This is a genomic window from Enterobacter sp. NFIX58, from assembly GCF_900110475.1.
GTDB lineage: Bacteria > Pseudomonadota > Gammaproteobacteria > Enterobacterales > Enterobacteriaceae > Enterobacter > Enterobacter quasiroggenkampii.
Genome location: NZ_FODW01000004.1, coordinates 282,271 through 304,814, shown reverse-complemented (window position 1 = coordinate 304,814; position 22,544 = coordinate 282,271). Strand labels below are relative to the sequence as shown.

The 22,544-nt window shown below is 56.3% G+C and carries 19 protein-coding genes; 10 read left to right on the top strand and 9 right to left on the bottom strand.

What is annotated here, in order from left to right:
• Positions 1–49: 49 nt before the first annotated feature.
• Complete coding sequence (gene sltY / locus BMW97_RS17795; protein WP_045907750.1) at positions 50–1,987, bottom strand: murein transglycosylase; 1,938 nt, start codon at positions 1,985–1,987, stop codon at positions 50–52.
• Positions 1,988–2,214: 227 nt separating this feature from the next.
• Here sltY and ettA point away from each other — a divergent pair, with 227 nt between their 5' ends.
• Positions 2,215–3,882 carry an energy-dependent translational throttle protein EttA gene (ettA, locus tag BMW97_RS17785; RefSeq protein WP_003856515.1) on the top strand — a complete coding sequence of 556 codons (1,668 nt, stop codon included), beginning with the start codon at positions 2,215–2,217 and terminating at the stop codon, positions 3,880–3,882.
• A 128-nt stretch (positions 3,883–4,010) separates the two neighbouring features.
• Here ettA and BMW97_RS17780 read toward each other — a convergent pair whose 3' ends face one another.
• Positions 4,011–4,910, bottom strand: a complete 900-nt coding sequence (locus tag BMW97_RS17780) for a LysR family transcriptional regulator (protein ID WP_045907749.1) — start codon at positions 4,908–4,910, stop codon at positions 4,011–4,013.
• Between the two features lie 108 nt (positions 4,911–5,018).
• Here BMW97_RS17780 and BMW97_RS17775 point away from each other — a divergent pair, with 108 nt between their 5' ends.
• Positions 5,019–6,020 (top strand): zinc-binding alcohol dehydrogenase family protein, encoded by a 1,002-nt coding sequence (locus tag BMW97_RS17775; RefSeq protein ID WP_044597175.1) that lies wholly within the window; start codon positions 5,019–5,021, stop codon positions 6,018–6,020.
• A 65-nt stretch (positions 6,021–6,085) separates the two neighbouring features.
• Here BMW97_RS17775 and nadR read toward each other — a convergent pair whose 3' ends face one another.
• The 3 genes from nadR to serB form a co-directional block, all read right to left on the bottom strand.
• The gene (gene nadR, locus BMW97_RS17770; RefSeq protein ID WP_032643997.1) at positions 6,086–7,318 is read right to left on the bottom strand and encodes a multifunctional transcriptional regulator/nicotinamide-nucleotide adenylyltransferase/ribosylnicotinamide kinase NadR; all 1,233 of its coding nucleotides are present in this window, start codon (positions 7,316–7,318) and stop codon (positions 6,086–6,088) included.
• Between the two features lie 35 nt (positions 7,319–7,353).
• Positions 7,354–8,739 (bottom strand): DNA repair protein RadA, encoded by a 1,386-nt coding sequence (gene radA, locus BMW97_RS17765; protein WP_023293325.1) that lies wholly within the window; start codon positions 8,737–8,739, stop codon positions 7,354–7,356.
• A gap of 74 nt (positions 8,740–8,813) precedes the next feature.
• The gene (gene serB / locus BMW97_RS17760) at positions 8,814–9,782 is read right to left on the bottom strand and encodes a phosphoserine phosphatase (RefSeq protein ID WP_008502066.1); all 969 of its coding nucleotides are present in this window, start codon (positions 9,780–9,782) and stop codon (positions 8,814–8,816) included.
• Between the two features lie 117 nt (positions 9,783–9,899).
• Between serB and BMW97_RS17755 the strand changes: the two genes are divergently transcribed.
• The 8 genes from BMW97_RS17755 to BMW97_RS17720 all read left to right on the top strand — a co-directional run bounded on the left by BMW97_RS17755 (position 9,900) and on the right by BMW97_RS17720 (position 18,085).
• Entirely contained in the window at positions 9,900–10,544 is a 645-nt protein-coding gene (locus tag BMW97_RS17755; RefSeq protein WP_045907748.1) for a YtjB family periplasmic protein, read from the top strand.
• A gap of 39 nt (positions 10,545–10,583) precedes the next feature.
• Positions 10,584–11,600, top strand: a complete 1,017-nt coding sequence (lplA, locus tag BMW97_RS17750; protein ID WP_048028573.1) for a lipoate--protein ligase — start codon at positions 10,584–10,586, stop codon at positions 11,598–11,600.
• Between the two features lie 234 nt (positions 11,601–11,834).
• On the top strand, positions 11,835–12,545 hold the full coding sequence (locus tag BMW97_RS17745; protein WP_045907746.1) for a DUF1120 domain-containing protein: 711 nt from the start codon (positions 11,835–11,837) through the stop codon (positions 12,543–12,545).
• Positions 12,546–12,790: 245 nt separating this feature from the next.
• Entirely contained in the window at positions 12,791–13,507 is a 717-nt protein-coding gene (locus tag BMW97_RS17740) for a DUF1120 domain-containing protein (protein ID WP_045907745.1), read from the top strand.
• Between the two features lie 82 nt (positions 13,508–13,589).
• Positions 13,590–14,279: a fimbria/pilus chaperone family protein gene (locus BMW97_RS17735; protein WP_045907744.1), complete on the top strand. Its 690-nt coding sequence runs from the start codon at positions 13,590–13,592 to the stop codon at positions 14,277–14,279.
• 63 nt (positions 14,280–14,342) lie between these two features.
• Entirely contained in the window at positions 14,343–16,709 is a 2,367-nt protein-coding gene (locus BMW97_RS17730) for a fimbrial biogenesis usher protein (RefSeq protein WP_254783061.1), read from the top strand.
• Positions 16,700–17,263 (top strand): DUF1120 domain-containing protein, encoded by a 564-nt coding sequence (locus tag BMW97_RS17725; RefSeq protein WP_052714348.1) that lies wholly within the window; start codon positions 16,700–16,702, stop codon positions 17,261–17,263. The genes BMW97_RS17730 and BMW97_RS17725 overlap by 10 nt, the downstream gene beginning before the upstream one ends.
• Before the next feature lie 117 nt (positions 17,264–17,380).
• Positions 17,381–18,085 carry a DUF1120 domain-containing protein gene (locus BMW97_RS17720; RefSeq protein WP_045907742.1) on the top strand — a complete coding sequence of 235 codons (705 nt, stop codon included), beginning with the start codon at positions 17,381–17,383 and terminating at the stop codon, positions 18,083–18,085.
• 43 nt (positions 18,086–18,128) lie between these two features.
• Here BMW97_RS17720 and deoD read toward each other — a convergent pair whose 3' ends face one another.
• The 4 genes from deoD to deoC form a co-directional block, all read right to left on the bottom strand.
• Positions 18,129–18,851: a purine-nucleoside phosphorylase gene (gene deoD, locus BMW97_RS17715; RefSeq protein WP_045907741.1), complete on the bottom strand. Its 723-nt coding sequence runs from the start codon at positions 18,849–18,851 to the stop codon at positions 18,129–18,131.
• A gap of 103 nt (positions 18,852–18,954) precedes the next feature.
• On the bottom strand, positions 18,955–20,178 hold the full coding sequence (gene deoB / locus BMW97_RS17710; protein WP_014882457.1) for a phosphopentomutase: 1,224 nt from the start codon (positions 20,176–20,178) through the stop codon (positions 18,955–18,957).
• Between the two features lie 53 nt (positions 20,179–20,231).
• Positions 20,232–21,554 (bottom strand): thymidine phosphorylase, encoded by a 1,323-nt coding sequence (gene deoA, locus BMW97_RS17705; protein ID WP_024908263.1) that lies wholly within the window; start codon positions 21,552–21,554, stop codon positions 20,232–20,234.
• A gap of 108 nt (positions 21,555–21,662) precedes the next feature.
• The gene (gene deoC / locus BMW97_RS17700) at positions 21,663–22,442 is read right to left on the bottom strand and encodes a deoxyribose-phosphate aldolase (RefSeq protein WP_003856543.1); all 780 of its coding nucleotides are present in this window, start codon (positions 22,440–22,442) and stop codon (positions 21,663–21,665) included.
• Positions 22,443–22,544 lie beyond the last annotated feature (102 nt).

Sequence of the window (22,544 nt, the reverse complement as noted above, 5' to 3'; positions counted from 1 at the left end):
CTGCCTCTTGTACTCATTAGCGAGTACAGCATAACACAACCCACGCCGATCAGTAACGTCTCTGCCACTCGGCATCGCTCATCAGGGTATCTTTCTGCCCCATGAAGTAGCGATAGTAGGCGTCGTAGGCCAGCACGTTCTTCACGTAGCCGCGCGTTTCCGAGAACGGGATGCTCTCGACAAACGCCACGGCGTCGATGCGTCCGGCGCTGTTGCCGAGCCAGGTGCGCACGCGACCCGGTCCCGCGTTATAGGCCGCCGACGAGAAGATGCGGTTGTTGCCGAACTGCTGATACACATACTGGAGATAGCTGGTACCGATATTGATGTTGGTATCCGGATCGAGAAGCTGTGACGGGCTGCTGTATCCTGGGATGTTAAACATCTTCACCGTGTGCGTCGCCGTGCCCGGCATGATCTGCATCAGGCCGCTGGCGCCCACCGGGGAACGGACTTTCGGGTTCCAGGCACTTTCCTGACGGGCAATGGCCATCGCGTAGCTTTGCGGAATATCTTTGCCGCGGGTATAGCGTTCGAACAGATTGTTGTACGCCAGCGGGAAACGCTCTTCCAGATGATCCCACAGCTTACCGGCGATCGTCGCCTGCACGCTCAGATCCCACCAGTGGTTATCAAAGGCATAGCGGGCAAGCTGGGCTTTTTCATCGGTGGTGCGGCTGGTCACCAGATTCGCCCATTCGCTGCGCGCGGTGTTATCCATATTCCAGTACATCAGCTCGCGAACGCGCGCCATTTCTGGCCCCTGCGTCAGCGCCGGGTTCGCGTTAGCGGGCGCCTTATCAATGCGGAAGGTGTACTCCTCGCCCAGGCGCTGCGCGGCCGCCATCGGGTAGAACCCGCGTTGCTGCATCAGCGTATGGAGAATCTCTTTGGCTTCATCATCACGACCGCGCTCCATCAGCAAATCGGCCTGCCAGTAGCGCCATTCGTCTTTCTCTTTGGCCTCCATTGGCAACCGCGCGAGCCAGGTATTGAGCCCGCGACGATCGCCCGTACCCAGCGCCATGCGCACGCGGCGCTCCACCAGCGACGTGGAGTTCGAACGCATAATGGCATCGTCTCGCCAGCGCGCCTGCTCGTCGGTCACATCGGTGCCCATCAGTCGCCACGCCACAATATCGCGCAGCTCCTGGGTTTGCTCCTCATTAAGCTGCTGTGCCTGCACCAGCTGCGGGATCATCAGTCGTGCGTTTTCCACATCGTCACGCGCCACGCTGGCAAAAGCCACCGCCGCCATCTGGCGGGTAAAATCGGTCGCGCCCGTACTGCGGGCAAAGGTCAGCACGCTGTTGGGATCGTTTGCCAGCGAGATAACCGCCGTGGAGATCGTCTGGTAATCGGACGGCATCTGCCCCGCCAGCGTGGTCACCAGCCGCGTGTTGCCTGCCTTCATCGCCAGGCGGATGCGCTCAAGGTAGGACAGCGGGTCCTGTTTCCCGGATGCTCGCCACGCGCCGAACAAGGAATCACAGGCGTTCGGCTGATTTTTCCCGGTCAGCCAGAGCTCTTTCGCCCCGGCCCAGGCCTCTTCCTGCTGGCCGGTCGCCCATTTCGCGTAGTAGTAGTTACACTGCGCTTCGGTGGTATTCGGCTTTTCTGGGCTAAACGCCAGCAGCCCGCGCCAGTCTTCGCGACGCGCCAGCTCATTCACAAAACGAGACTGGAGATTTCGGGCTGGCGGCAGGGTCGGGTTCGCCTGAATGAAGTTATTCACGGTGACGGTGGGCTGGTTCATGAGATCGTCCGTGATCTGGCGATACTCGAGATACGGATACAGCGGATAATCCTTTAGCGTCGGCATCAGCGCCTGCACGGTATCCATCTGCTTGTTGTCCCACGCCTGTTTAATCTGAGCGTAGCGACTACGTTGTTCATCCAGTGAATCGGCATGCACCGCCTGGCTTACCGCCATTACGCATACGCTGGCAGCCAGCAGACGCCAGACCACCTGTTTGGCTTTTTCCACAAGCTCTTCCTCATTGTTTTTTCGTCAATTGCAGCGTCTTGCCACGTCAAAGTCTAATTAACTTATGCTAACCAGGCATCCTTCAACGCGCCACGTCATGGACACTTTTTTACCTTTCTTGCGCGTTTTAACACTCCCGACGTTCCTGGCTGGGATTAGGGCGGGAAAAAGGCTACACTTCGAGGCTGAAATTCCTTCTCATTACGATAAAAGAGGCGAAGTCCAACGTGGCTCAATTCGTTTATACCATGCATCGTGTCGGCAAAGTTGTCCCGCCGAAACGTCATATTCTTAAAAATATCTCGCTGAGCTTCTTCCCGGGCGCAAAAATCGGTGTTCTGGGTCTCAACGGTGCCGGTAAGTCCACCCTGCTGCGCATCATGGCCGGCATTGATACAGACATCGAAGGTGAAGCCCGTCCGCAGCCTGGCATCAAGATTGGCTACCTGCCGCAGGAACCTCAGCTGAACCCGGAACACACCGTTCGCGAATCCGTTGAAGAAGCGGTATCCGAAGTGGTTAACGCCCTGAAAGGTCTGGATGAAGTGTATGCCAAATACGCCGAGCCGGATGCGGACTTCGACAAGCTGGCCGCACAGCAGGGCAAGTATGAAGAGATCATCCAGGCGCACGACGGTCACAACCTGAACGTGCAGCTGGAGCGCGCGGCGGATGCCCTGCGTCTGCCGGACTGGGATGCAAAAATCGCGAACCTCTCCGGGGGTGAACGCCGCCGCGTGGCGCTGTGCCGCCTGCTGCTGGAAAAACCAGACATGCTGCTGCTCGACGAACCAACTAACCACCTGGATGCGGAATCCGTGGCGTGGCTGGAGCGCTTCCTGCACGACTTCGAAGGCACCGTTGTGGCGATTACCCACGACCGTTACTTCCTCGACAACGTCGCCGGCTGGATCCTGGAGCTGGACCGCGGTGAAGGTATTCCATGGGAAGGCAACTACTCCTCCTGGCTGGAGCAGAAAGATCAGCGTCTGGCTCAGGAAGCGTCTCAGGAAGCGGCCCGTCGTAAGTCTATCGAGAAAGAGCTGGAGTGGGTGCGTCAGGGCGCGAAAGGCCGTCAGTCTAAGGGCAAAGCCCGTCTGGCACGCTTCGAAGAGCTGAACAACACCGAATACCAGAAACGTAACGAAACCAACGAACTGTTTATTCCACCTGGAGCACGTCTGGGGGATAAAGTGGTTGAAGTGACCAACCTGCGTAAGTCTTATGGCGACCGTGTGCTGATCGACGACCTGACCTTCTCCGTACCGAAAGGCGCTATCGTCGGCATCATCGGTCCGAACGGCGCGGGTAAATCAACCCTGTTCCGCATGATGTCCGGTCAGGAACAGCCAGACAGCGGTTCTATCACCCTGGGTGAGACCGTGAAGCTGGCCTCCGTTGACCAGTTCCGTGACGCGATGGATAACAGCAAAACCGTGTGGGAAGAAGTCTCCGGCGGTCTGGATATCATGCGTATCGGCAACACCGAGATGCCAAGCCGCGCCTACGTTGGTCGCTTTAACTTTAAAGGCACCGATCAGGGCAAACGCGTGGGCGAGCTGTCCGGCGGTGAGCGCGGTCGTCTGCACCTGGCGAAGCTGCTGCAGGTGGGCGGTAACGTTCTGCTGCTCGATGAACCAACAAACGACCTGGATATCGAAACCCTGCGCGCGCTGGAAAACGCCCTGCTGGAGTTCCCGGGCTGCGCGATGGTTATCTCGCACGACCGCTGGTTCCTGGACCGTATCGCGACCCACATCCTGGACTACCAGGACGAAGGTAAAGTGGAGTTCTTCGAAGGTAACTTCACCGAATACGAAGAGTACAAGAAACGCACGCTGGGCGCCGACGCGCTGGAGCCGAAGCGTATTAAGTACAAGCGTATTGCGAAATAAAAGCAAAACGGCAACTTCGGTTGCCGTTTTTTATGGTTGTTCCCTCTCCCCGTGGGAGAGGGCCAGGGTGAGGGCATCAGGCCGCACAGTGTGTAGGCCGGGTAAGGCGAAGCCGCCACCCGGCTTTTTTATTTGCCCACGTAATACCGCTTCACCTCGTCAAACTGCATCGCAAACTCAATATAGCTCATCAGCGCGGGCGAATTCAGCTTGCGGCTCGGGTAGGCCAGCCAGAGGTCGTTGCCTTCAACGTTCCACTCCGGCAGCACCTGCACCAGCGCGCCCTTTTCAACCTTATCTTCCAGCAGAAATGCAGGAAGCAGCGTGATCCCCGCCCCGGCCATCGCGCACTCGCGGGCGTACACCAGATTATCGGTCATGTGTGCGTTATCCGGCAGGTAGCGGTAATCCTCATTCTCGCTTCGCAGAAGCCACTCCGACCAGGCTCTGTGCGTAATGCTGCGGTGCTCCACCAGTTGACGGGGATGCGTTAGCGGCGCCCGCCGCGCCAGATAGTCCGGCGAGGCCAGCATGTAGCGCGGACAATGCCCGATCATTCGGCCAATCAGGGAGGAGTCCTGCGGCTTGCCGGTACGCAGCGCCACATCAAAGCCGGACTCGACCAGATCCACCACATCATCAGAGATCGACACGTCCAGCGAAACCTCAGGATAGCGAAGCTGGAACTCGGCATTCATATGCGCCAGCAGGGTTGCTCCTATCCCAGCCGGACAGGTGATGCGCAGCCGCCCGCTCGGGTTTTCGCGCAGGCGCTGAATGGCATACTCCGCCCGCTCGCTGGCCGCCAGCATTTCGCGGCAGTGCACCAGATAGTGCTCGCCTGCAAACGTCAGGTTCAGCCTGCGCGTGGTGCGGTTCAGCAGGCGGATACCCACCTGCTGCTCCAGCTGGCTAATTCGCTGGCTGACGCTGGATTTCGGCAGTTCGGCTTTCTGGGCTGCCGCGGTAAAGCTGCCCATCTCCGCCACCAGCGCGAAAAACGCCATATCCTGCAGCTGTTTAAACATGATTGTTCATCCTGTACGAACGCTGAGTTCTTGATTGTCCATCTTATCATGCAGCTGGCCACTTAATAGACTAGCCTCAACAAAACGCATGCCATTGAGGAGCACACCATGTCAGTTAAAGCCATTGCCGTGAACCCGGAAAATCCGTCCACCTTCATTGAAATCACCCCACCGATGCCACAGCCCGGCGAGCACGATCTGCTGGTGGAGGTGAAGGCCGTCTCCGTTAACCCGGTCGATACCAAAGTCCACGCGGGCATTGCCAAAAACGGGCTGAAAGAGCCGCGCGTGCTCGGCTGGGATGCCAGCGGGATCGTCAAAGCCGCTGGCGCTGGCGTCACCGGATTCAAGCCGGGAGATGAGGTGTGGTATGCAGGGGACATCACCCGCCCGGGCAGCAACACCACACACCAGCTGATCGACGCGCGCATTGTCGGGCACAAACCGACAAGCCTCGGCTGGGCGGCTGCCGCTGCACTGCCGTTGACCGCACTCACCGCGTGGGAAGGCCTGTTTGAACGGCTGAATATTCAGGATGCCGGTACGGACAAAACCCTGCTGATCATCGGCGGTGCGGGCGGCGTGGGATCGCTGGCGATCCCGTTTGCGAAGCACAACAGCAAGGTAAAGGTCATCGCAACGGCGTCCCGTGAAGATTCCGCCCAGTGGTGCCGCGATCGCGGTGCAGATGTGGTGGTGAACTACCGCGATCTGAAAGGCGAACTGGCGAAGCACGGGCTGAACTTTGTGGATTACATTTTCATCCTCAACGATACCGACGGACACTGGGAGGCGGTCAGCGAACTGATTGCGCCGCAGGGGCATATCTGTTCTATCGTTGAGAATGAACACCCGCTGAACCAGGATAAGCTGAAGTCGAAATCCGCCGCGCTGCACTGGGAATTTATGTACACCCGCAGCATGTACCAGACCGCTGATATGGCGCGTCAGGGTGAGATCCTCAATGAGGTGGCGAAGCTGGTGGATAACGGCGTGGTGGAAAGCTCACTGAGTGAAACGCTGCACGGGCTGAGCGTGGAAAGCATTACGGAGGCGCACCGTAAAGTGCTGGACGGGCATATGCGTGGGAAAGTGGTGGTTGAGTATTGAGTGGGTTGCTCCCCCTCACCCTAACCCTCTCCCCATAGGGGAGAGGGGATAGCACGGAGCCGTCTTTAACCCTGCTCCCCCATCATCTCCTTCACCAGCTCGACGCAGCGCAGGAAACGGGAGTCGTAGTCCGACTCTTCCACGTGCACAAACTCAACGTTGTTTTCGTTGAGCATATCCACCAGCATGGTCTGGAATTCACGCCTGTCGACGGAGCTGCCGAGGCTGCGCATGCCGTCGGCCACCCACGGGGTGTTGTTTTCCAGCAGGATCACCAGGTCAAAGCGATATTCGTCAATCAGCGCCTGCACGAACGGATGTTCACGCCCTTCGTACTTTTTGCAGAACGCCTGGGTGGTGACAAAATCGGTATCGATAAACGCCACCTTGTTGGCGTATTTCACCGCGAAATCAATGTACTGAGCGTGACCGAGCGCGATTTTGTCGTAGTCGGAATACTGCAGCGCCATCTCATCGCCGCCCAGATGGGAAAAGACATAGTCGCGCCCGTACTCCCACGCGCTGGTGGTATTGAAGATATTCGCCAGCTTGTTGACCAGCGTTGACTTACCGCTCGACTCGCCGCCCAGGATCGCGACGGTGCGCACAAAGAACGGCTTCACCTCGGTCGGGATGTAATCCCAGTAGCGGAACGGGTTTTCGCGGATCTGCGCCCCGCTGATGTTCATAAAGGTGCGTTTCGGGTCGATCAGCACCGTCTCAATGCCCAGATGCTCGCGGAACTGCGGCGCGTCGGACTCTTCAGAGGTGTAGATCCAGTTAGGCGCAATGCCCTTCTCTTCCATAAACGCTTTGATGCCGTTGCTCCACACGTCCCAGCCGTGCGGGTACGGCTCCATGCCCTCTTCGTTGAAGGCATGAATACGGATGTTTTTCTGGTACTTGAAGGTCTGGAGCAGCCAGCGCAGGCGGTCCGGCACGGTCGGCTGCTGCGACATGGCGCTGTCTTCAAATAGCTGGCGATCGCGGGTTTCATCGTACCCCATGATGATGTGCAGCTCGTCCACCTGGCTGCAGGCGCGCTGGATCAGATAGATATGCCCGGTATGCAGCGGGTAAAACTTGCCGAACACCACGCCGATGTTCTTTTGCATACGCGGGAATTCCAGCCCCAGAAAGCGGTGCAGCGCTTCCAGCTTCTGCGCGCTGGGGCTTTTGATTTTGGCGTTCAGCAGTTGGCTCAGGTAGCCTTTGGTCATGCCGCTGGCGTCTGCCACCTGCTGCAGCGTGCAGCCCTTCTGGCGGATAGCGGTCTTGATGTAGTCAAATGATGACATAAATTACGGTGCCTCCTGCAAAATCGAATACGTAATTATAAGTCGTCAAAGACATTTAACGCATCTGCGAGTTTCTTCACGCCAAAAACCTGCATCCCTTCCGGGATTTTTTTCGGCACGTTGGCGGCGGGAACGATCGCGCGACGGAAACCGTGTTTTGCCGCCTCGGAGATTCGCTCCTGCCCGCTGGGCACCGGACGGATTTCCCCGGCAAGGCCCACTTCTCCGAAGACGACCAGATCCTGCGGCAGCGGTCTGTCGCGCAGGCTGGAGACCATCGCCAGCAGCAGCGCCAGGTCTGCGCTGGTCTCGGTGACTTTGACGCCGCCGACCACGTTCACGAAGACGTCCTGATCCGCCATCTGCAGCCCGCCGTGACGGTGCAGCACCGCCAGCAGGATCGCCAGACGGTTCTGTTCCAGACCAACCGCTACGCGCCGCGGGTTGCCCATCATCGAGTGATCGACCAGCGCCTGAATTTCGACGAGCAGCGGGCGCGTCCCTTCCCACAGCACCATCACCGAGCTGCCGGAGGTGATCTCATCGCCACGGCTCAGGAAGATGGCCGACGGGTTGCTGACTTCACGCAGCCCCTGCTCGGTCATGGCAAACACGCCCAGTTCGTTCACCGCCCCAAAGCGGTTTTTATGGCTGCGCAGGGTACGGAAGCGGGAATCCGCGTCGCCGTCGAGCATCACGGAGCAGTCGATACAGTGTTCGAGCACCTTCGGCCCCGCCAGCGAGCCATCTTTGGTCACATGGCCCACCATCACAATCGCCACGCCGCGTGTTTTAGCAAAGCGCGTCAGGTAGGCCGCGGTTTCACGGACCTGCGCGACGCTGCCCGGCGAGGACTGGATGTCCGCCATGTGCATCACCTGGATGGAGTCGATCACCATCAGCTTCGGCTGCTCTTCTTCGGCGATCATGCAGATCTGCTCGATGCTGGTTTCCGACAGCATGTTCAGGTTGCCGGTCGGCAGGCCCAGACGGTGCGCGCGCATCGCCACCTGCTGCAGGGACTCTTCCCCCGTGACGTACAGGGTTTTCATCTGTTCGGCAAGCTTGCAGAGCGTTTGCAGCAGCAGGGTCGATTTACCCGCGCCCGGGTTACCGCCGATAAGAATCGCGCTGCCCGGCACCACGCCACCGCCGAGCACGCGATCGAACTCTTTAAATCCGGTGGAGAAGCGCGGCAGCTCTTCGAGGCTGATGTCCGAGAGCTTCTGGACTTTCGCTACGCCCGCATTGCCCGCGTAGCCGCTCAGGCGTTCATTGCGCGCCACGCTCGGCGAAGCCGCCACACCACGCACTTCGGTGATGGTGTTCCAGGCATGACAGGCGCTGCATTGCCCCTGCCAGCGCGGATAATCCGCACCACATTCATTACAGACAAATGCGCGTTTTGGAGCTTTCGCCACGGTTTACCTCGTTATTTCTCTGCGGCCTGCGTGCCGGGTGGCGCTTACGCTTACCCGGCCTACAAAGCAGACCGTTATTTCTGATTAAGGCTGCCGGAGAGAATGCAGAACACCCCCATCAGGTCAGCGTGACGGATAGTCACTTCCGTCTTTTCATTCACTTTTGGCTTGGCATGGTAGGCAATGCCCAGGCCGGCCGCTTTGATCATCGGCAGGTCGTTCGCGCCGTCCCCGATGGCGACGGTCTGGACAACCGGAATTTCATATTTTTCCGCCAGACGCGTCAGCGTATTGGCTTTGTACTGGGCATCCACAATATCGCCGATCACCTGGCCGGTCAGCTTGCCGTCCATGATCTCCAGCTCATTGGCCACCACGGTGGTCAGATGCAGTTTTTCCCGCAGATAATCCGCGAAGAAGGTGAAGCCACCGGAGGCGATCGCCACCTTCCAGCCGAGGGACTGCAGCTTCAGCACCAGCTGCGTCAGCCCGGGCATCAGCGGCAGCACATCGCGCACCTGGCGCAGAATGTTGGCATCGGCCCCTTTCAGGGTCGCCACGCGCTGTCTCAGGCTGGCGGTGAAATCCAGCTCGCCGCGCATCGCACGCTCGGTGACTTCCGCCACCAGCTCACCGCTGCCCGCCAGCTTCGCAATTTCGTCAATACACTCGATCTGAATGGCGGTAGAGTCCATGTCCATGACCAGCAGGCCCGGCGTTTTCAGGTGTGGAATTTTCCCCAGCGGCGCAACGTCCAGCCCGGCGTCATGCGCCAGGCGCGTGGCGCGCTGCGTCAGAGAGCCCGCCAGGCGAATGACCTGATAGTCTTCCACGCACCAGGCGGCAACGATGACCATCGCGGCCCCCAGTTTGGTTTGATACTGGGTCAGGCGTTGCTTATCCAGACCGCGTCCGTACAGCAGCCAGCCGCTACGACCGGCGTGGTAATCCAGAGGCATCACCTCATCGCCACTTAAAGAGAGCGGCAATCCTGGCCATAAAGAGACATCCGTTGGCAGGTCACACCAGGTAATGTTCGGCATTAAAGCTCCTGTAATTTCGTTCGCGCCGGAAGGTTGCAGAGGGAAAATAACGCATGAGGCTACCCTGTAACCATCACTTCTGGCAACATTAAGCCGTAAATTTTCAGCAGGTGGAATATGGCTCGCGCAAAACTGAAATTCCGGCTCCATCGCGCCGTGATTGTCCTTTCCTGTCTCGCACTCTTAGTGGTGCTGATGCAAGGGGCATCGTGGTTTAGCCAGAATCATCAACGGCAACGCAACCCGCAGTTTGAAGAGCTGGCCCGCACGCTGGCACGCCAGGTGACGCTCAACGTCGCGCCGTCCATGCGAACCGAAACGCCGGACGATAAGCGAATAGGTCAGGTTTTACGCCTGCTGACGGAGAACAGCCGCATTCTTGATGCGGGCGTCTATGATGAGCAAGGCAACCTGATTGCCCGCGCGGGCGAACATGTCGACGTGCGCGACAGGCTGGCGCTGGACGGCAAAAAAGCCGGCGGCTACTTCAACCAACAGCTTGTTGAACCTATTCAGGGCAAGAATGGCCCTCTGGGGTATCTGCGCCTGACGCTCGACACCCATACTCTTCCGACTGAAGCCAAGCAGGTCGATAATACCACCAACATTCTGCGCCTGATGCTGCTGCTTTCGCTCGCCATTGGCGTTGTGCTGGCGCGCACCCTGCTTCGCGGCAAACGCACGCGCTGGCAGCAATCCCCGTTCCTGCTGACCGCCAGCCGGTCGGTCCCCGAAGACGAAGAGAGCGAGAAGAAAGAATAGTGATAAAGTAGGCGAACGATTCAGAAAAGGAACTTTGCCATGACGACGTTACGCCTGCTTATCTCTGACTCTTACGATCCCTGGTTTAATCTCGCGGTGGAAGAGTGCATCTTCCGCCAGATGCCTGCCACCCAGCGCGTCCTCTTTCTCTGGCGTAACGCCGATACGGTGGTCATTGGTCGTGCGCAAAATCCGTGGAAAGAGTGCAACACCCGGCGCATGGAAGAAGACAACGTCCGCCTGGCGCGCCGGAGCAGCGGCGGCGGTGCGGTGTTCCACGATCTGGGCAATACCTGCTTTACCTTTATGGCGGGAAAACCGGAATACGACAAAACCATCTCAACATCCATCGTCCTCAACGCGCTCAATGCGCTCGGCGTGACGGCTGAAGCTTCGGGACGCAACGATCTGGTGGTCAAAACGCCCGACGGTGACCGCAAGGTCTCCGGCTCTGCCTATCGTGAAACGATGGATCGCGGCTTCCACCACGGCACCCTGTTGCTGAATGCCGATCTGAGCCGTCTGGCGAACTACCTTAATCCTGATAAGAAAAAGCTACAGGCTAAGGGCATTACGTCCGTACGCGGGCGCGTGGCGAATCTGGTGGAACTGCTGCCCGGGATTACTCACGAGCAGATTTGCGATGCGATCCGTGACGCTTTCTTCGAACATTACGGTGAGCAGGTTGAAGCCGAAGTGATCTCCCCGGACAAAACGCCGGACCTGCCCAACTTCGCCGACACGTTCGCCCGCCAGAGCAGCTGGGAGTGGAACTTCGGTCAGGCCCCTGCCTTTTCCCATCTACTGGACGAACGTTTTACCTGGGGCGGCGTGGAATTGCACTTTGACGTTGAGAAGGGCCATATTACCCGCACGCAGGTCTTTACGGATAGTCTCAATCCGGCACCGTTAGAGGCGCTGGCCGCGCGTCTGCAGGGCTGTTTGTATCGGGCGGATATGTTGCAGCAGGAGTGTGATGCGCTGATCGGCGATTTTCCGCAACAAGAAAGGGAATTGCGGGAATTATCGGCCTGGATCGCCCAGGCTATAAAATAACCCGGATAAAAAGCGGTGAATAAATGCACCGCTTTTTTATTATTCGCCTCCCTCTACATGTAAATACATGCACAAATGTATTTACCCGCATTAATATTTCTCAAAACAAAAATTAGAATTAATCATTATAGAATTAACATTAACCATTAATAGAATCCTCGCGCTTGCAACACTGCAAGTTAATGACTTCATGATAATTAATACAATTATTCAATTATTGGTTAAGGAATAACAATGAAAAAAGTTCTTCTTGCAACACTGATTGCAATGACATCCACGGCAGCGCTGGCAGACGGCAGCATCGTGATGAAGGTTCAGGGTAAAATGAACCATGCTTCTTGCACCCCTGAATTAAGCAACGGCGGTTCTATTGATTTTGGGACTATCGCGCTGGATCAGCTCTCTCCAACCCAGACCAACCAGATGGGCCAGAAAGACATGTCTCTGACCATCAACTGCCCGTCTGCAACCAAAGTTGCCTGGAGTATTGCCGATAACAAAGAAGACTCCAATGCGGCAAACGATCTGAGCTCCAGCGAGTTTTATATTCGTGATGCCAAAGACAATGGCGGCGACGTGTATGGTGCTGGCACCACCTATGGCGTGGGCACCACTGCCGCTGGCGACAAAATTGGTGCGTATGCGATCAGCACCCGCGTCAATGAAATCACGGCTAACGGCATGCCTGCCCAGGCTATCTATGCCCCAGCCTACGTGAACAGCAAAGGCGAATACATGTGGCGCAACCTGGCGTCTGGCGTTATCGCTAACGGTAACGCGGAAATTATGACCGCAACCAAGCCTGGCTATACCGCACCGCTGGCCATCACCAACGTGGTTTATCCGTTCAAAGTGTCTCTGGCGATTGTTAACACTAACCGCCTGTCCACCACGGATGAAGCTCAGTTGAGCGGCGAAACCACCATCACGCTGGTTTACCTGTAATCATTGACGATTGGTCACTATCACGGCGGAGTATTCCGCCGTTTTCATTTAAATAAATACATTCATAAATGTTTAAATGAGCCTTATTAAATCTCAAAGCACGTGTAAGTAAAACTAATTATTGAATTACTTAAATCATTACTAAAATCGGCGCTGCTTGTCATGCCGATACTTATCGATTTGCAAGTCATTTTTAAATTAAAAATATCTGAGTTATTAACTCTTTCTATGGTTAAGGAATAACAATGAAAAAGCTCCTTCTCGCTACCGTTTTATCAATGGCAGCGACTGCGGTCTATGCTGAACCGACTGCAATGCTGAAAGTTCAGGGAACGCTGACCAGCGCTGGTTGCGTGCCTGAAATCAGCAACGGCGGTCTGGCAGATTTCGGCGAAGTGGGTCTGGATTCGCTTTCCTCCTCCGCGGCCTACCAGGCTGGCCATAAAGATGTGACATTCACCATCAAATGCCAGTCGGCTACCCGCGTAGGCTGGACGATCAAAGATGACCGTGCAGATTCAAATGCCGGTAAGAATAAAACATCAAGCGAGTTCCACGTGGATAACGGCACGGCGAACGGTGCTCAGGCATCCGGTAACTACCAGTTGAACGGCGTGGGTAAAACCAGCGCAGGGGAAAACATCGGTGCCTATTCCGTTGCGACCTATCTGACTTCCGTCACCGCAGACGGCGCAACGGCTCAGCCTATTGCCGCGTCTATGTACACCGGCGGCGCCATCAGCAGCAGAAGCTGGGTCAACATGTGGACCAGCGGCATCATCATGAACGACGGTACCGACGTGATGACCGTTGCCAAAACGGGTGAGCGTGCGCCAATGGCCTTCACCACTGCAGCTTTCCCACTGAAAATCGCCCTGGCTATCGCGCCAAGCAAAGATCTGACCCTGACCGACAAAACCGATCTCGACGGCCAGTCCACTATTACGCTGGTTTATCTGTAATTCAGCATGTTGCCGCAAAACTCTCCATTTCGATGGGGAGTTTTTTACTACCGTTAACCACGAAAAAATCATGACCAGAATAATGAAAACTTCATCCCTGTTTTCCGTCCTTTTATTCGCGCTTCCCACCACGCTGTTCGCCGCAGGCATGGTACCTGAAACCACGCTGCTGATGATCGATGAAGCCAACCACGGCGGCGTAATGAGCGTCAAAAATACCGACACCATACCGACTCTGCTCTACACCTCTATTAACGATATCGAAGGGGAAAATGGCGTAAAGCTCAACGTCACCCAGCCGGTTGTTCGTCTGGAACCAGGCCAGGAACAGCAGGTGCGTTTTATTCTTGAAACCGATAAACCTCTCACGGTCGAACACTATAAGCGCGTGATCTTCGAAGGCATTCCGCCGAAGAGCAAAGATAAAAACGTGAAGGTGGGGATTAACCTTCGCCAGGATCTGCCGGTACTGATCCATCCGAAAAGTCTGCCTGTCGTCACCGATGCGTGGAAGTTACTGACCTGGTCGCTGGAAGGAAAAGAGGTTGTGGTGCGCAATACCTCCCCTTACGTCGTGCGCTTCTCAACCGCCATTACCCTACTTCCATCGCGAGCAACCGGGCTGGTCAACAAGACCTTTATCCTGCCGGGTGAAACCATGAAAGTGCAGATGGACAAGCCGATGGGTAGCACCGATAACGCAGTAGAGTTCAGCCCCGCGAGCCGCTACGGGATTGAAGTGGATAACTACACAGCCCCCCTTAAACGCTAAAACGACAGGGATGCTTTGGTGACTGAGCTATCATTGCGCAACAGGATGCGCCGAGCGGCAGTAGTGGCAGTATTACTGCCGTCTTCCGCGCTGCATGCGTCCGATGTGGACTTTAATACGGATATTCTGGCGACACGTGGCATCAGTACCAACCTCGCCCACTATTTCTCTGAAGCTCAACGCTATCTGCCTGGCAAGCATGCCGTGCAGGTAAAAATAAACGGCATTGAAAAGGGCAGTCTCGCCGTCAAGATAGGGGACGAAGGGCAGCTCTGTGTTGATGATGATTTCATCAGCGCCGTGGGGCTTTTACCGCTAAATATCAGCGAAAAAGAGACGTGTCATGACCTGCTCAAAGACTACCCTTCAGCCACGATCAAGCTCATGCCCAACACCGAATCACTGGAGATATTCGTTCCGGCAGAAGCCATGGATAACGGGTTCTATGCCGCCAGGTTTTACTCTCACGGCGGCGTTGCGGGCCTCATTAACTACAACGCTTTCACCAACTACAACGAATATGGCAGCGGTGGCAACAGCACGTTTTCACAGGGAAATATCGGTACCGGTATTAACATTGCAAACTGGACGCTGCGCAGTAACTACATCCTGACGGACGATAACGGCACCCGCAGCGCCGAGAATCTTTACACCTACGCTGAGCACGTTTTTGAAGAGAAAAAAATGCGTGCGCAGGTCGGTCAAATCAATATCAACTCCGCCCTGTTTAGCGGCGCGCAAATTACCGGGGTCCAGCTCATGCCTGAAACCGGTCTTCAGCCCAATATTCAGGTCACGGAAGTCTCCGGTATTGCCCGTACAAACCAGGCTCGCGTAGAAGTTCGTCAGTCCGGTCAGGTTATCTATTCTTCGCTGATCAATGCCGGTCCCTTCACGCTGCCGGACGTACCGGTTTTGCGCAGCAATGTCGACCTGGATGTCAGCGTCATCGAAACCGATGGCTCAACAACCCATTTCACCGTGCCCTCATCAGCCCTCAACGTCATCGGGAGCAACCGTGCCGAGGGGTTAAATCTGGCACTTGGTCAGGTTCGCGACAGTGGCGATGAAAAGAATTCCCCCTGGGTGTTCACCGTGTCTGACGGTACGAGCCTGACTACACGCCTGACTGCCGTTGCGGCAAGCGTGCTGGCCGAGAAATACCAGTCTACCGGTGCAAAGCTCGACTGGTCCGTCAATGAAAACTGGCTCATTTCACCCAGCGTATTGCTGAGTCAGTCCCGCTTTTATGATACGCAGCGGGGCAGCAAGTTTGAGCTCAGCAGCAATATTTTACTCCCCGCGCAGCTGACGCTCGGGCTCAGTGCTTCCCAGTATAACGGCGACTTTCGTGAGCTCACCGAAGCCATGGACGAAGAATCGCAAAGCTATGAAAACGCATGGAATACCAGCCTCAGCTGGAACAACGAATACATCGGCTCCCTCTCTTTACAATACAGCGCGAACTCTGGCGATGAGAGCAGCGGTGACTCACGCTATCTGATGGCCTCGTGGAGCAAAAGCCTGGGGCGTACTTCGCTGTCCATAAACTGGCAACACGCCATGAGCAATAGCGAAACAGAAAACAGCACCAGCAACAATGACGATCTCTTCTATGTCAGCCTGATCGTCCCTCTGGGCGACGATCGCGTCAGTACCTACATGCGTACTCAGGGTGAAAAGCAAAACTATGGCGTCCAGGACAGCGGTTCTGTCGGCCGAAACCTTAACTACAACATTTCTGCCGATCGCGATAATCAGGACAAAAGTGATTCCTTTAACGGCAATATCACGACCAACCTGCACTATACCCAACTTGGGCTGTCTGCTGGTCTGAATGACGGAAACCAGCATAACTACAGCGCATCGTTAGGGGGTGGCATTGTCATGCACCGCCATGGCCTCACCTTTGCCCCCTTCCCGGTGAAAGAGACCTTTGGCATCGCAAGGCTAAGTGAGCCGGAAAGCGGAATAGAAATCACCACACCCGATGGCACCGTCTGGACAGATTACTGGGGGCAAGCCGTCGTTCCCGGGCTCAGAGAGTGGCAGAAATCACAAATTGTGATCAATACCAGCTCGCTGCCGCAGGGGATGGATTTATCAAATGGTATCCAGACCGTGTCCGCGGCCTACGGCTCATTTGCCCAGGTCGATTTCCAGGTGCTGAATACCCGTCGCGTGATGCTGAAGGTAAAACATGTCAATGGCGGCTGGCTCGAAAAAGGGCTAAGTATCGTGGACAAAGACAGCAACTATATTGTCAGCGTGATGGATAACGGCAGCGTGTTTATTTCTGATGCCTCGACGACGCCGGAGCTGTATGTCGTGGACGACAATATGACGCGTTTATGCCAGATCCACTACACGCTGAATGAAGAGAAAGATAAAGACGCCTATTACGAAAAAGCAGAAGGAACATGCCAGTGAAAATAGTTAACGTGATGCTGAGCGGTCTGACATTATTTTTCGCCTCTCAGGTATTCAGCGAGGAGTGCCAGATGACCCTTTCTCAGCCGACCGTCTCGTTTGGCCGATTCAAACAGGACGATATTGCTGCCTCTCTGAAAAACTGGAATCGCATGCCCGCAAAAGAGGTGATGATCAACGTGTTTTGCCCTCAGCCTCAGGTCATGGCCCTGTTCATGCAGTCCGCGTCTGGCGCCAACGGCGGCGTGCTGTTTGGGCAGGAGGGACGGCTGGCGCTGGTCGCGAACAACATGACGGTAGACGGACGCCGCTACGATCTCGTCAAAACCACCGACCGGGTAAAATTTACCTCATCAGACAGCCCCAAAGAACATGTTTTCCTGAAAAACAACGACGGCATCATTGCTCGCCAAAACGCGACACCGGTTCAGGGCAAGCAAATGAGCGTAACCATAAAACTTATACCCATCATTAATAATAACCAGCTGCGCAGAATTTCCGATAATACCGACCTGGAAAGCACCCTCGCCTGGGAATTATTAACAAGCGAGTAAAAGAATTCACCTTCGTATTCATTTTTTGGGTGAAGAGTAAGAAGAAAAATAAACCTTTTAAATTATGGATCCGTCCATTCAATTTAATATTCATTACATCTATGTTAAGGATTAACCATGAAAAAGAGTCTCCTTGCCGCCGCACTGGCACTGGCAGCGACCTGTGCTCATGCGGGTGACACAGCGGTACTGAAAGTCAAAGCGTCGCTGACAGGCAATTCCTGTACGCCTGAACTCAGCAACAATGGCGTGATCGATTTCGGTACCGTCCAGGTCGGCGATCTCTCTCAGACCCAGGCAACCCAGCTGGGTGAAAAGGGTCTGACACTCACGATCAACTGCCCAACGCCGACTAAAGTGGGCTGGAGCATCGCGGATAACCGCGCAGACACCAACGCCAGCACCGGCAGCAGTTCCAATCTGAAGGTGATGAATGCGACGTCTAACGGTGGCGAGCTGCGCGGCAGCATCTCGACCTTTGGTCTGGGTAAAACGCATGACGGTAAGAACATCGGCGCATACTCAGTGTATACCAGCACCGGTGACGTCACGGCGAACGGCGCAACGGTTGAGCCTATCCGTACTGCGCTGTCTGCAGGTACAAGTATGGGCCGCTGGCAGAAAGCCAATGGTGGCACCATTGCGAACAAAGACCTGGGTCTGATGAGCGTGGCATCTGCCGGTAAAACCGACCCGATGGCGGTGACCAGCGTCTCTTTCCCGCTGAACGTCTCGCTGGCAGTGGAAAACCTGAAGAAGCTGTCTCTGACGGAAGACACCGAGTTTGATGGTCAGGCGACGATCAGCGTCGTGTATCTGTAAGAAGTGAAAATGCCGGGCAGCGAATGCCGCCCGGCAGACAACATTACGCTTTGTCGCCCAGCAGAACGGATTCCAGCGCGATTTTGATCATGTCGTTGAAGGTGGTCTGACGCTCAGCGGCAGTGGTCTGCTCATGAGTACGGATATGGTCGGACACGGTGCAGATGGTCAGCGCTTTCGCACCAAACTCAGCCGCAACGCCGTAGATGCCCGCCGCTTCCATTTCCACGCCCAGAATGCCGTATTTTTCCATCACGTCGAACATCTCGCCGCCGTCTGGTGCATAGAACAGATCGGCAGAGAAGAGGTTACCCACGCGCGCGTCAACGCCCAGCGCTTTTGCCGCGTCAACCGCGTCACGCACCATGCCGAAGTCAGCGATTGCCGCGAAGTCATGGTCTTTGAAACGCATGCGGTTTACTTTGGAATCGGTGCAGGCACCCATGCCGATAACCACGTCGCGCAGCTTAACGTCCATACGCACCGCGCCACAGGAGCCCACGCGGATGATTTTCTTCACGCCGAAGTCGGTGATCAGCTCTTTGGTGTAGATAGAGCAGGATGGGATACCCATACCGTGACCCATGACGGAGATTTTGCGGCCTTTATAGGTACCGGTGAAGCCCAGCATGCCGCGTACGTTATTCACTTCACGCACGTCTTCGAGGAAGGTTTCTGCAATGTGCTTCGCGCGCAGCGGGTCGCCCGGCATCAACACGACGTCAGCGAAATCACCCATTTCTGCATTAATGTGAGGAGTTGCCATCTTCAGTTCCTTTTACATTGTTGTTTTTGCCGGGTGGCGGCTATGCCTTACCCGGCCTACAAAACCGTAGGCCCGGTAAGCGAAGCGCCACCGGGCAATGACATCAGAACATGGCCTTGCCATATTCCATGTCAGACGTACCAAAATATTTCGCCAGGGTCTGGCCGATGTCCGCGAAGGTTTCACGGTGACCCAGCGAGCCCGGCTTCACTTTCGGGCCGTACACCAGCACCGGAATGTGCTCGCGGGTGTGGTCGGTACCGGTCCAGGTTGGGTCACAGCCGTGGTCCGCGGTCAGGATCAGAATGTCATCTTCACCCACCAGCTCCATCAGCTCCGGCAGACGGCGGTCGAACAGCTCAAGACCCGCAGCATAACCCGCGACGTCGCGACGGTGACCCCAGGAGGAGTCGAAGTCCACGAAGTTGGTGAAGACAATGGTCTTGTCGCCCGCTTCTTTCATCTCTTTGATGGTGGCATCGAACAGCGCATCGAGACCGGTCGCTTTGACCTTTTTGGTGATGCCGCAGTTAGCGTAGATATCCGCAATTTTACCCACGGACACCACGTGACCGTCTTTCTCATCGACCAGCTTCTGCAGCACGGTTGGCGCCGGCGGCTCAACGGCCAGATCGTGACGGTTACCGGTACGCTGGAAGTTACCCGCTTTGTCACCAATAAACGGACGCGCGATCACGCGGCCGATGTTGTAGCCGCCTTCGGTCAGCTCTTCGCGGGCGATTTCGCACAGCTCGTAGAGTTTATCCAGGCCAAACGTCTCTTCGTGGCAGGCAATCTGGAACACGGAGTCAGCAGAAGTGTAGAAAATCGGCTTGCCGGTTTTCATGTGCTCTTCGCCGAGCTGGTCCAGAATCACGGTACCGGAAGAGTGGCAGTTGCCGAGGTAACCCGGCAGGTTGGCACGCTTCACCAGCTTATCGAGCAGCTCCTGCGGGAAGCTGTTCTCGTGATCGGAGAAGTAACCCCAGTCGAACAGCACCGGCACACCGGCGATTTCCCAGTGACCAGACGGGGTGTCTTTACCGGATGAGAGCTCGTGCGCCCAGGCATAGGCGCCCACGACTTCCGCGTTGCCGTCCATACCGGCTGCGATTTTACCGGTAGAGCCTTCATGCGCTTTCACCAGCCCAAGGCGGGTCAGGTTTGGTAGAGTCAGAGGGCCTTTACGACCGTTATCCGCTTCGCCTTTCGCACAGGCTTCCGCGATGTGACCCATGGTATCGGAACCCACGTCACCAAAACGTTCTGCATCTTCGGTTGCGCCGATGCCGAATGAGTCCAGCACCATAATAAATGCACGTTTCATAATTGTTCTCCGTACGTAGTGCTTCAAAAATTATCGATCAGATCAGTATACCGCTATTCGGTGATACGGCGATAGACAGTCGGTGTGGTTTCCGGTGCTTTATCGTCAAGCGTGATGGCCGCTTTCACCGCTTTCGCCGCTTCCTGCCAGCTGGCTTCGTCTTTGGCGTGGATCACCGCCAGCGGACGTTGGCCGTCAACGCTGTCGCCCAGACGGGCCATATCGGTAAAGCCGACGCTGTAATCAATGGTGTCTGAGGCCTGACGACGACCGCCGCCCATTGAGACCACCGCCATGCCGAGGGCACGGGTGTCCATGGCGGAGACAAACCCTTCGCTATCGGCATACACCGCTTTGCTGAGCGTCGCGGTGGGCAGGTACTTCGCGTAATTTTCGACGAAGTCGGTCGGGCCTTTTTGCGCCGCGACCATGCGGCCGAAGATCTCCGCCGCTTTGCCGTTGTCCAGCACCGCCTGCAGCTTCGCGCGGGCGTCGGCGTCGTCTTTGGCGAGCTTGCCGGAGATTAACATCTCAACGCACAGCGCCATGGTGACGTCGAACAGGCGCGGGTTACGGTATTCCCCCGTCAGGAACTGGACGGCTTCACGCACTTCGACGGCGTTACCGGCGCTGGAAGCCAGCACCTGGTTCATATCGGTGAGCAGTGCGGTAGTGCGCACGCCTGCGCCGTTGGAGACGCCAACGATCGCTTCGGCCAGCGCCTCAGAGAGTTCATAGGTTGGCATAAACGCGCCGCTGCCTACCTTCACGTCCATCACCAGCGCGTCCAGCCCTTCTGCCAGCTTCTTCGCCAGGATAGAGGCGGTGATCAGCGGGATGGAGTCAACGGTCGCGGTGATGTCGCGGGTCGCGTAGAAACGCTTGTCTGCCGGAGCAAGAGAGCTGGTCTGGCCGATAATCGCCACACCAACGTCTTTAATAATGTCGCGGAAGCGGTTGTCATCCGGGAAGATATCGAAGCCCGGAATGGCTTCCAGTTTGTCGAGCGTACCGCCGGTGTGGCCCAGGCCGCGCCCGGAGATCATCGGGATGTAACCGCCACAGGCTGCCACCATGGGGCCGAGCATCAGGGAGGTTACGTCGCCCACGCCGCCGGTGGAGTGTTTATCGACAATCGGGCCGTTAAGGTTGAGGCTCTTCCAGTCCAGAACGGTTCCTGAATCTCGCATCGCCATGGTCAGCGACACGCGCTCAGGCATCGACATATCGTGGAAGAAAATGGTCATCGCCAGAGCCGCAATCTGCCCTTCTGAGACGGTGTTATCACGAATGCCGTTGATGAAGAAGCGGATCTCTTCGTCGCTTAATGCATGACCATCACGTTTTTTACGAATAATTTCTTGTGCGAGAAACACGGTAACCTCCATGCGGAATCGGGGGAATTGTGGCGGGTGGTGCTACGCTTACCCGCCCTACGATCCTGTAGGCCGGATAAGCGAAGCGTCATCCGGCATTGTTGGCAATCAGTAGCTGCTTGCGCTCTTACCGTCGCCGTGACCCAGCGCCTTCAGCAGGCTGGCCAGCAGGCTGGACGCACCGAAGCGGTAGTGACGGGAATCGGCCCAGTCGGCGCCGAACAGTTCGTCGGCAATCGCCAGGAACTGCTGCGCGTCTTCGGCGGTACGCACGCCGCCCGCAGGTTTGAAGCCTACGGTTTTGGACACGCCCATGTCGCGGATCACTTCCATCATGATGCGCGCGCTTTCCGGGGTCGCATTTACCGGCACTTTACCGGTAGAGGTTTTAATGAAATCCGCACCGGCTTTGATGGAGATTTCAGAGGCTTTACGAATCAGCGCCTCTTCTTTCAGCTCGCCGGTTTCGATGATCACTTTCAGCAGCACGTTGGCCGCCGCACACGCGTCTTTACAGGCTTTCACCAGGTCAAAACCGACCTGCTCGTTACCGGCGATCAGCGCGCGGTAAGGGAACACCACGTCAACTTCGTCTGCACCGTAGGCAATCGCCGCGCGGGTTTCTGCCAGCGCAATCTCGATATCGTCGTTGCCGTGCGGGAAGTTAGTCACGGTTGCAATGCGCACGTCCGGGGTGCCCTGCTCTTTCAGCGTTTTACGGGCAATCGGGATAAAGCGCGGGTAGATACAAACGGCTGCGGTGTTACCCACTGGCGTTTTCGCCTGATGGCACAGGGCGATGACTTTCTCATTGGTGTCGTCATCGTTCAGGGTAGTCAGGTCCATCAGTTTCAACGCGCGCAGGCTGCTTGCAGTTAAATCGGTCATAACAATCTCCAACGGCAGTGCCGTATAAATTTTACCTTGCGGGTCTGTGAGTATTCTAACATCCACCCGCATCCACACTTCGACATTCATCACAGTTAATGA

What these genes read in the sequence shown, in the direction of transcription:
- BMW97_RS17735 (WP_045907744.1), top strand. Translation starts at nt 13,590, where the DNA reads ATGAAAACTTCATCCCTGTTTTCCGTCCTTTTATTCGCGCTTCCCACC.
- lplA (WP_048028573.1), top strand. Translation starts at nt 10,584, where the DNA reads ATGACGACGTTACGCCTGCTTATCTCTGACTCTTACGATCCCTGGTTT.
- BMW97_RS17755 (WP_045907748.1), top strand. Translation starts at nt 9,900, where the DNA reads ATGGCTCGCGCAAAACTGAAATTCCGGCTCCATCGCGCCGTGATTGTC.
- BMW97_RS17725 (WP_052714348.1), top strand. Translation starts at nt 16,700, where the DNA reads ATGCCAGTGAAAATAGTTAACGTGATGCTGAGCGGTCTGACATTATTT.
- nadR (WP_032643997.1), bottom strand. Translation starts at nt 7,318, where the DNA reads ATGTCATCATTTGACTACATCAAGACCGCTATCCGCCAGAAGGGCTGC.
- BMW97_RS17740 (WP_045907745.1), top strand. Translation starts at nt 12,791, where the DNA reads ATGAAAAAGCTCCTTCTCGCTACCGTTTTATCAATGGCAGCGACTGCG.
- BMW97_RS17780 (WP_045907749.1), bottom strand. Translation starts at nt 4,910, where the DNA reads ATGTTTAAACAGCTGCAGGATATGGCGTTTTTCGCGCTGGTGGCGGAG.
- BMW97_RS17720 (WP_045907742.1), top strand. Translation starts at nt 17,381, where the DNA reads ATGAAAAAGAGTCTCCTTGCCGCCGCACTGGCACTGGCAGCGACCTGT.
- BMW97_RS17775 (WP_044597175.1), top strand. Translation starts at nt 5,019, where the DNA reads ATGTCAGTTAAAGCCATTGCCGTGAACCCGGAAAATCCGTCCACCTTC.
- BMW97_RS17745 (WP_045907746.1), top strand. Translation starts at nt 11,835, where the DNA reads ATGAAAAAAGTTCTTCTTGCAACACTGATTGCAATGACATCCACGGCA.
- deoC (WP_003856543.1), bottom strand. Translation starts at nt 22,442, where the DNA reads ATGACCGATTTAACTGCAAGCAGCCTGCGCGCGTTGAAACTGATGGAC.
- serB (WP_008502066.1), bottom strand. Translation starts at nt 9,782, where the DNA reads ATGCCGAACATTACCTGGTGTGACCTGCCAACGGATGTCTCTTTATGG.
- deoB (WP_014882457.1), bottom strand. Translation starts at nt 20,178, where the DNA reads ATGAAACGTGCATTTATTATGGTGCTGGACTCATTCGGCATCGGCGCA.
- deoD (WP_045907741.1), bottom strand. Translation starts at nt 18,851, where the DNA reads ATGGCAACTCCTCACATTAATGCAGAAATGGGTGATTTCGCTGACGTC.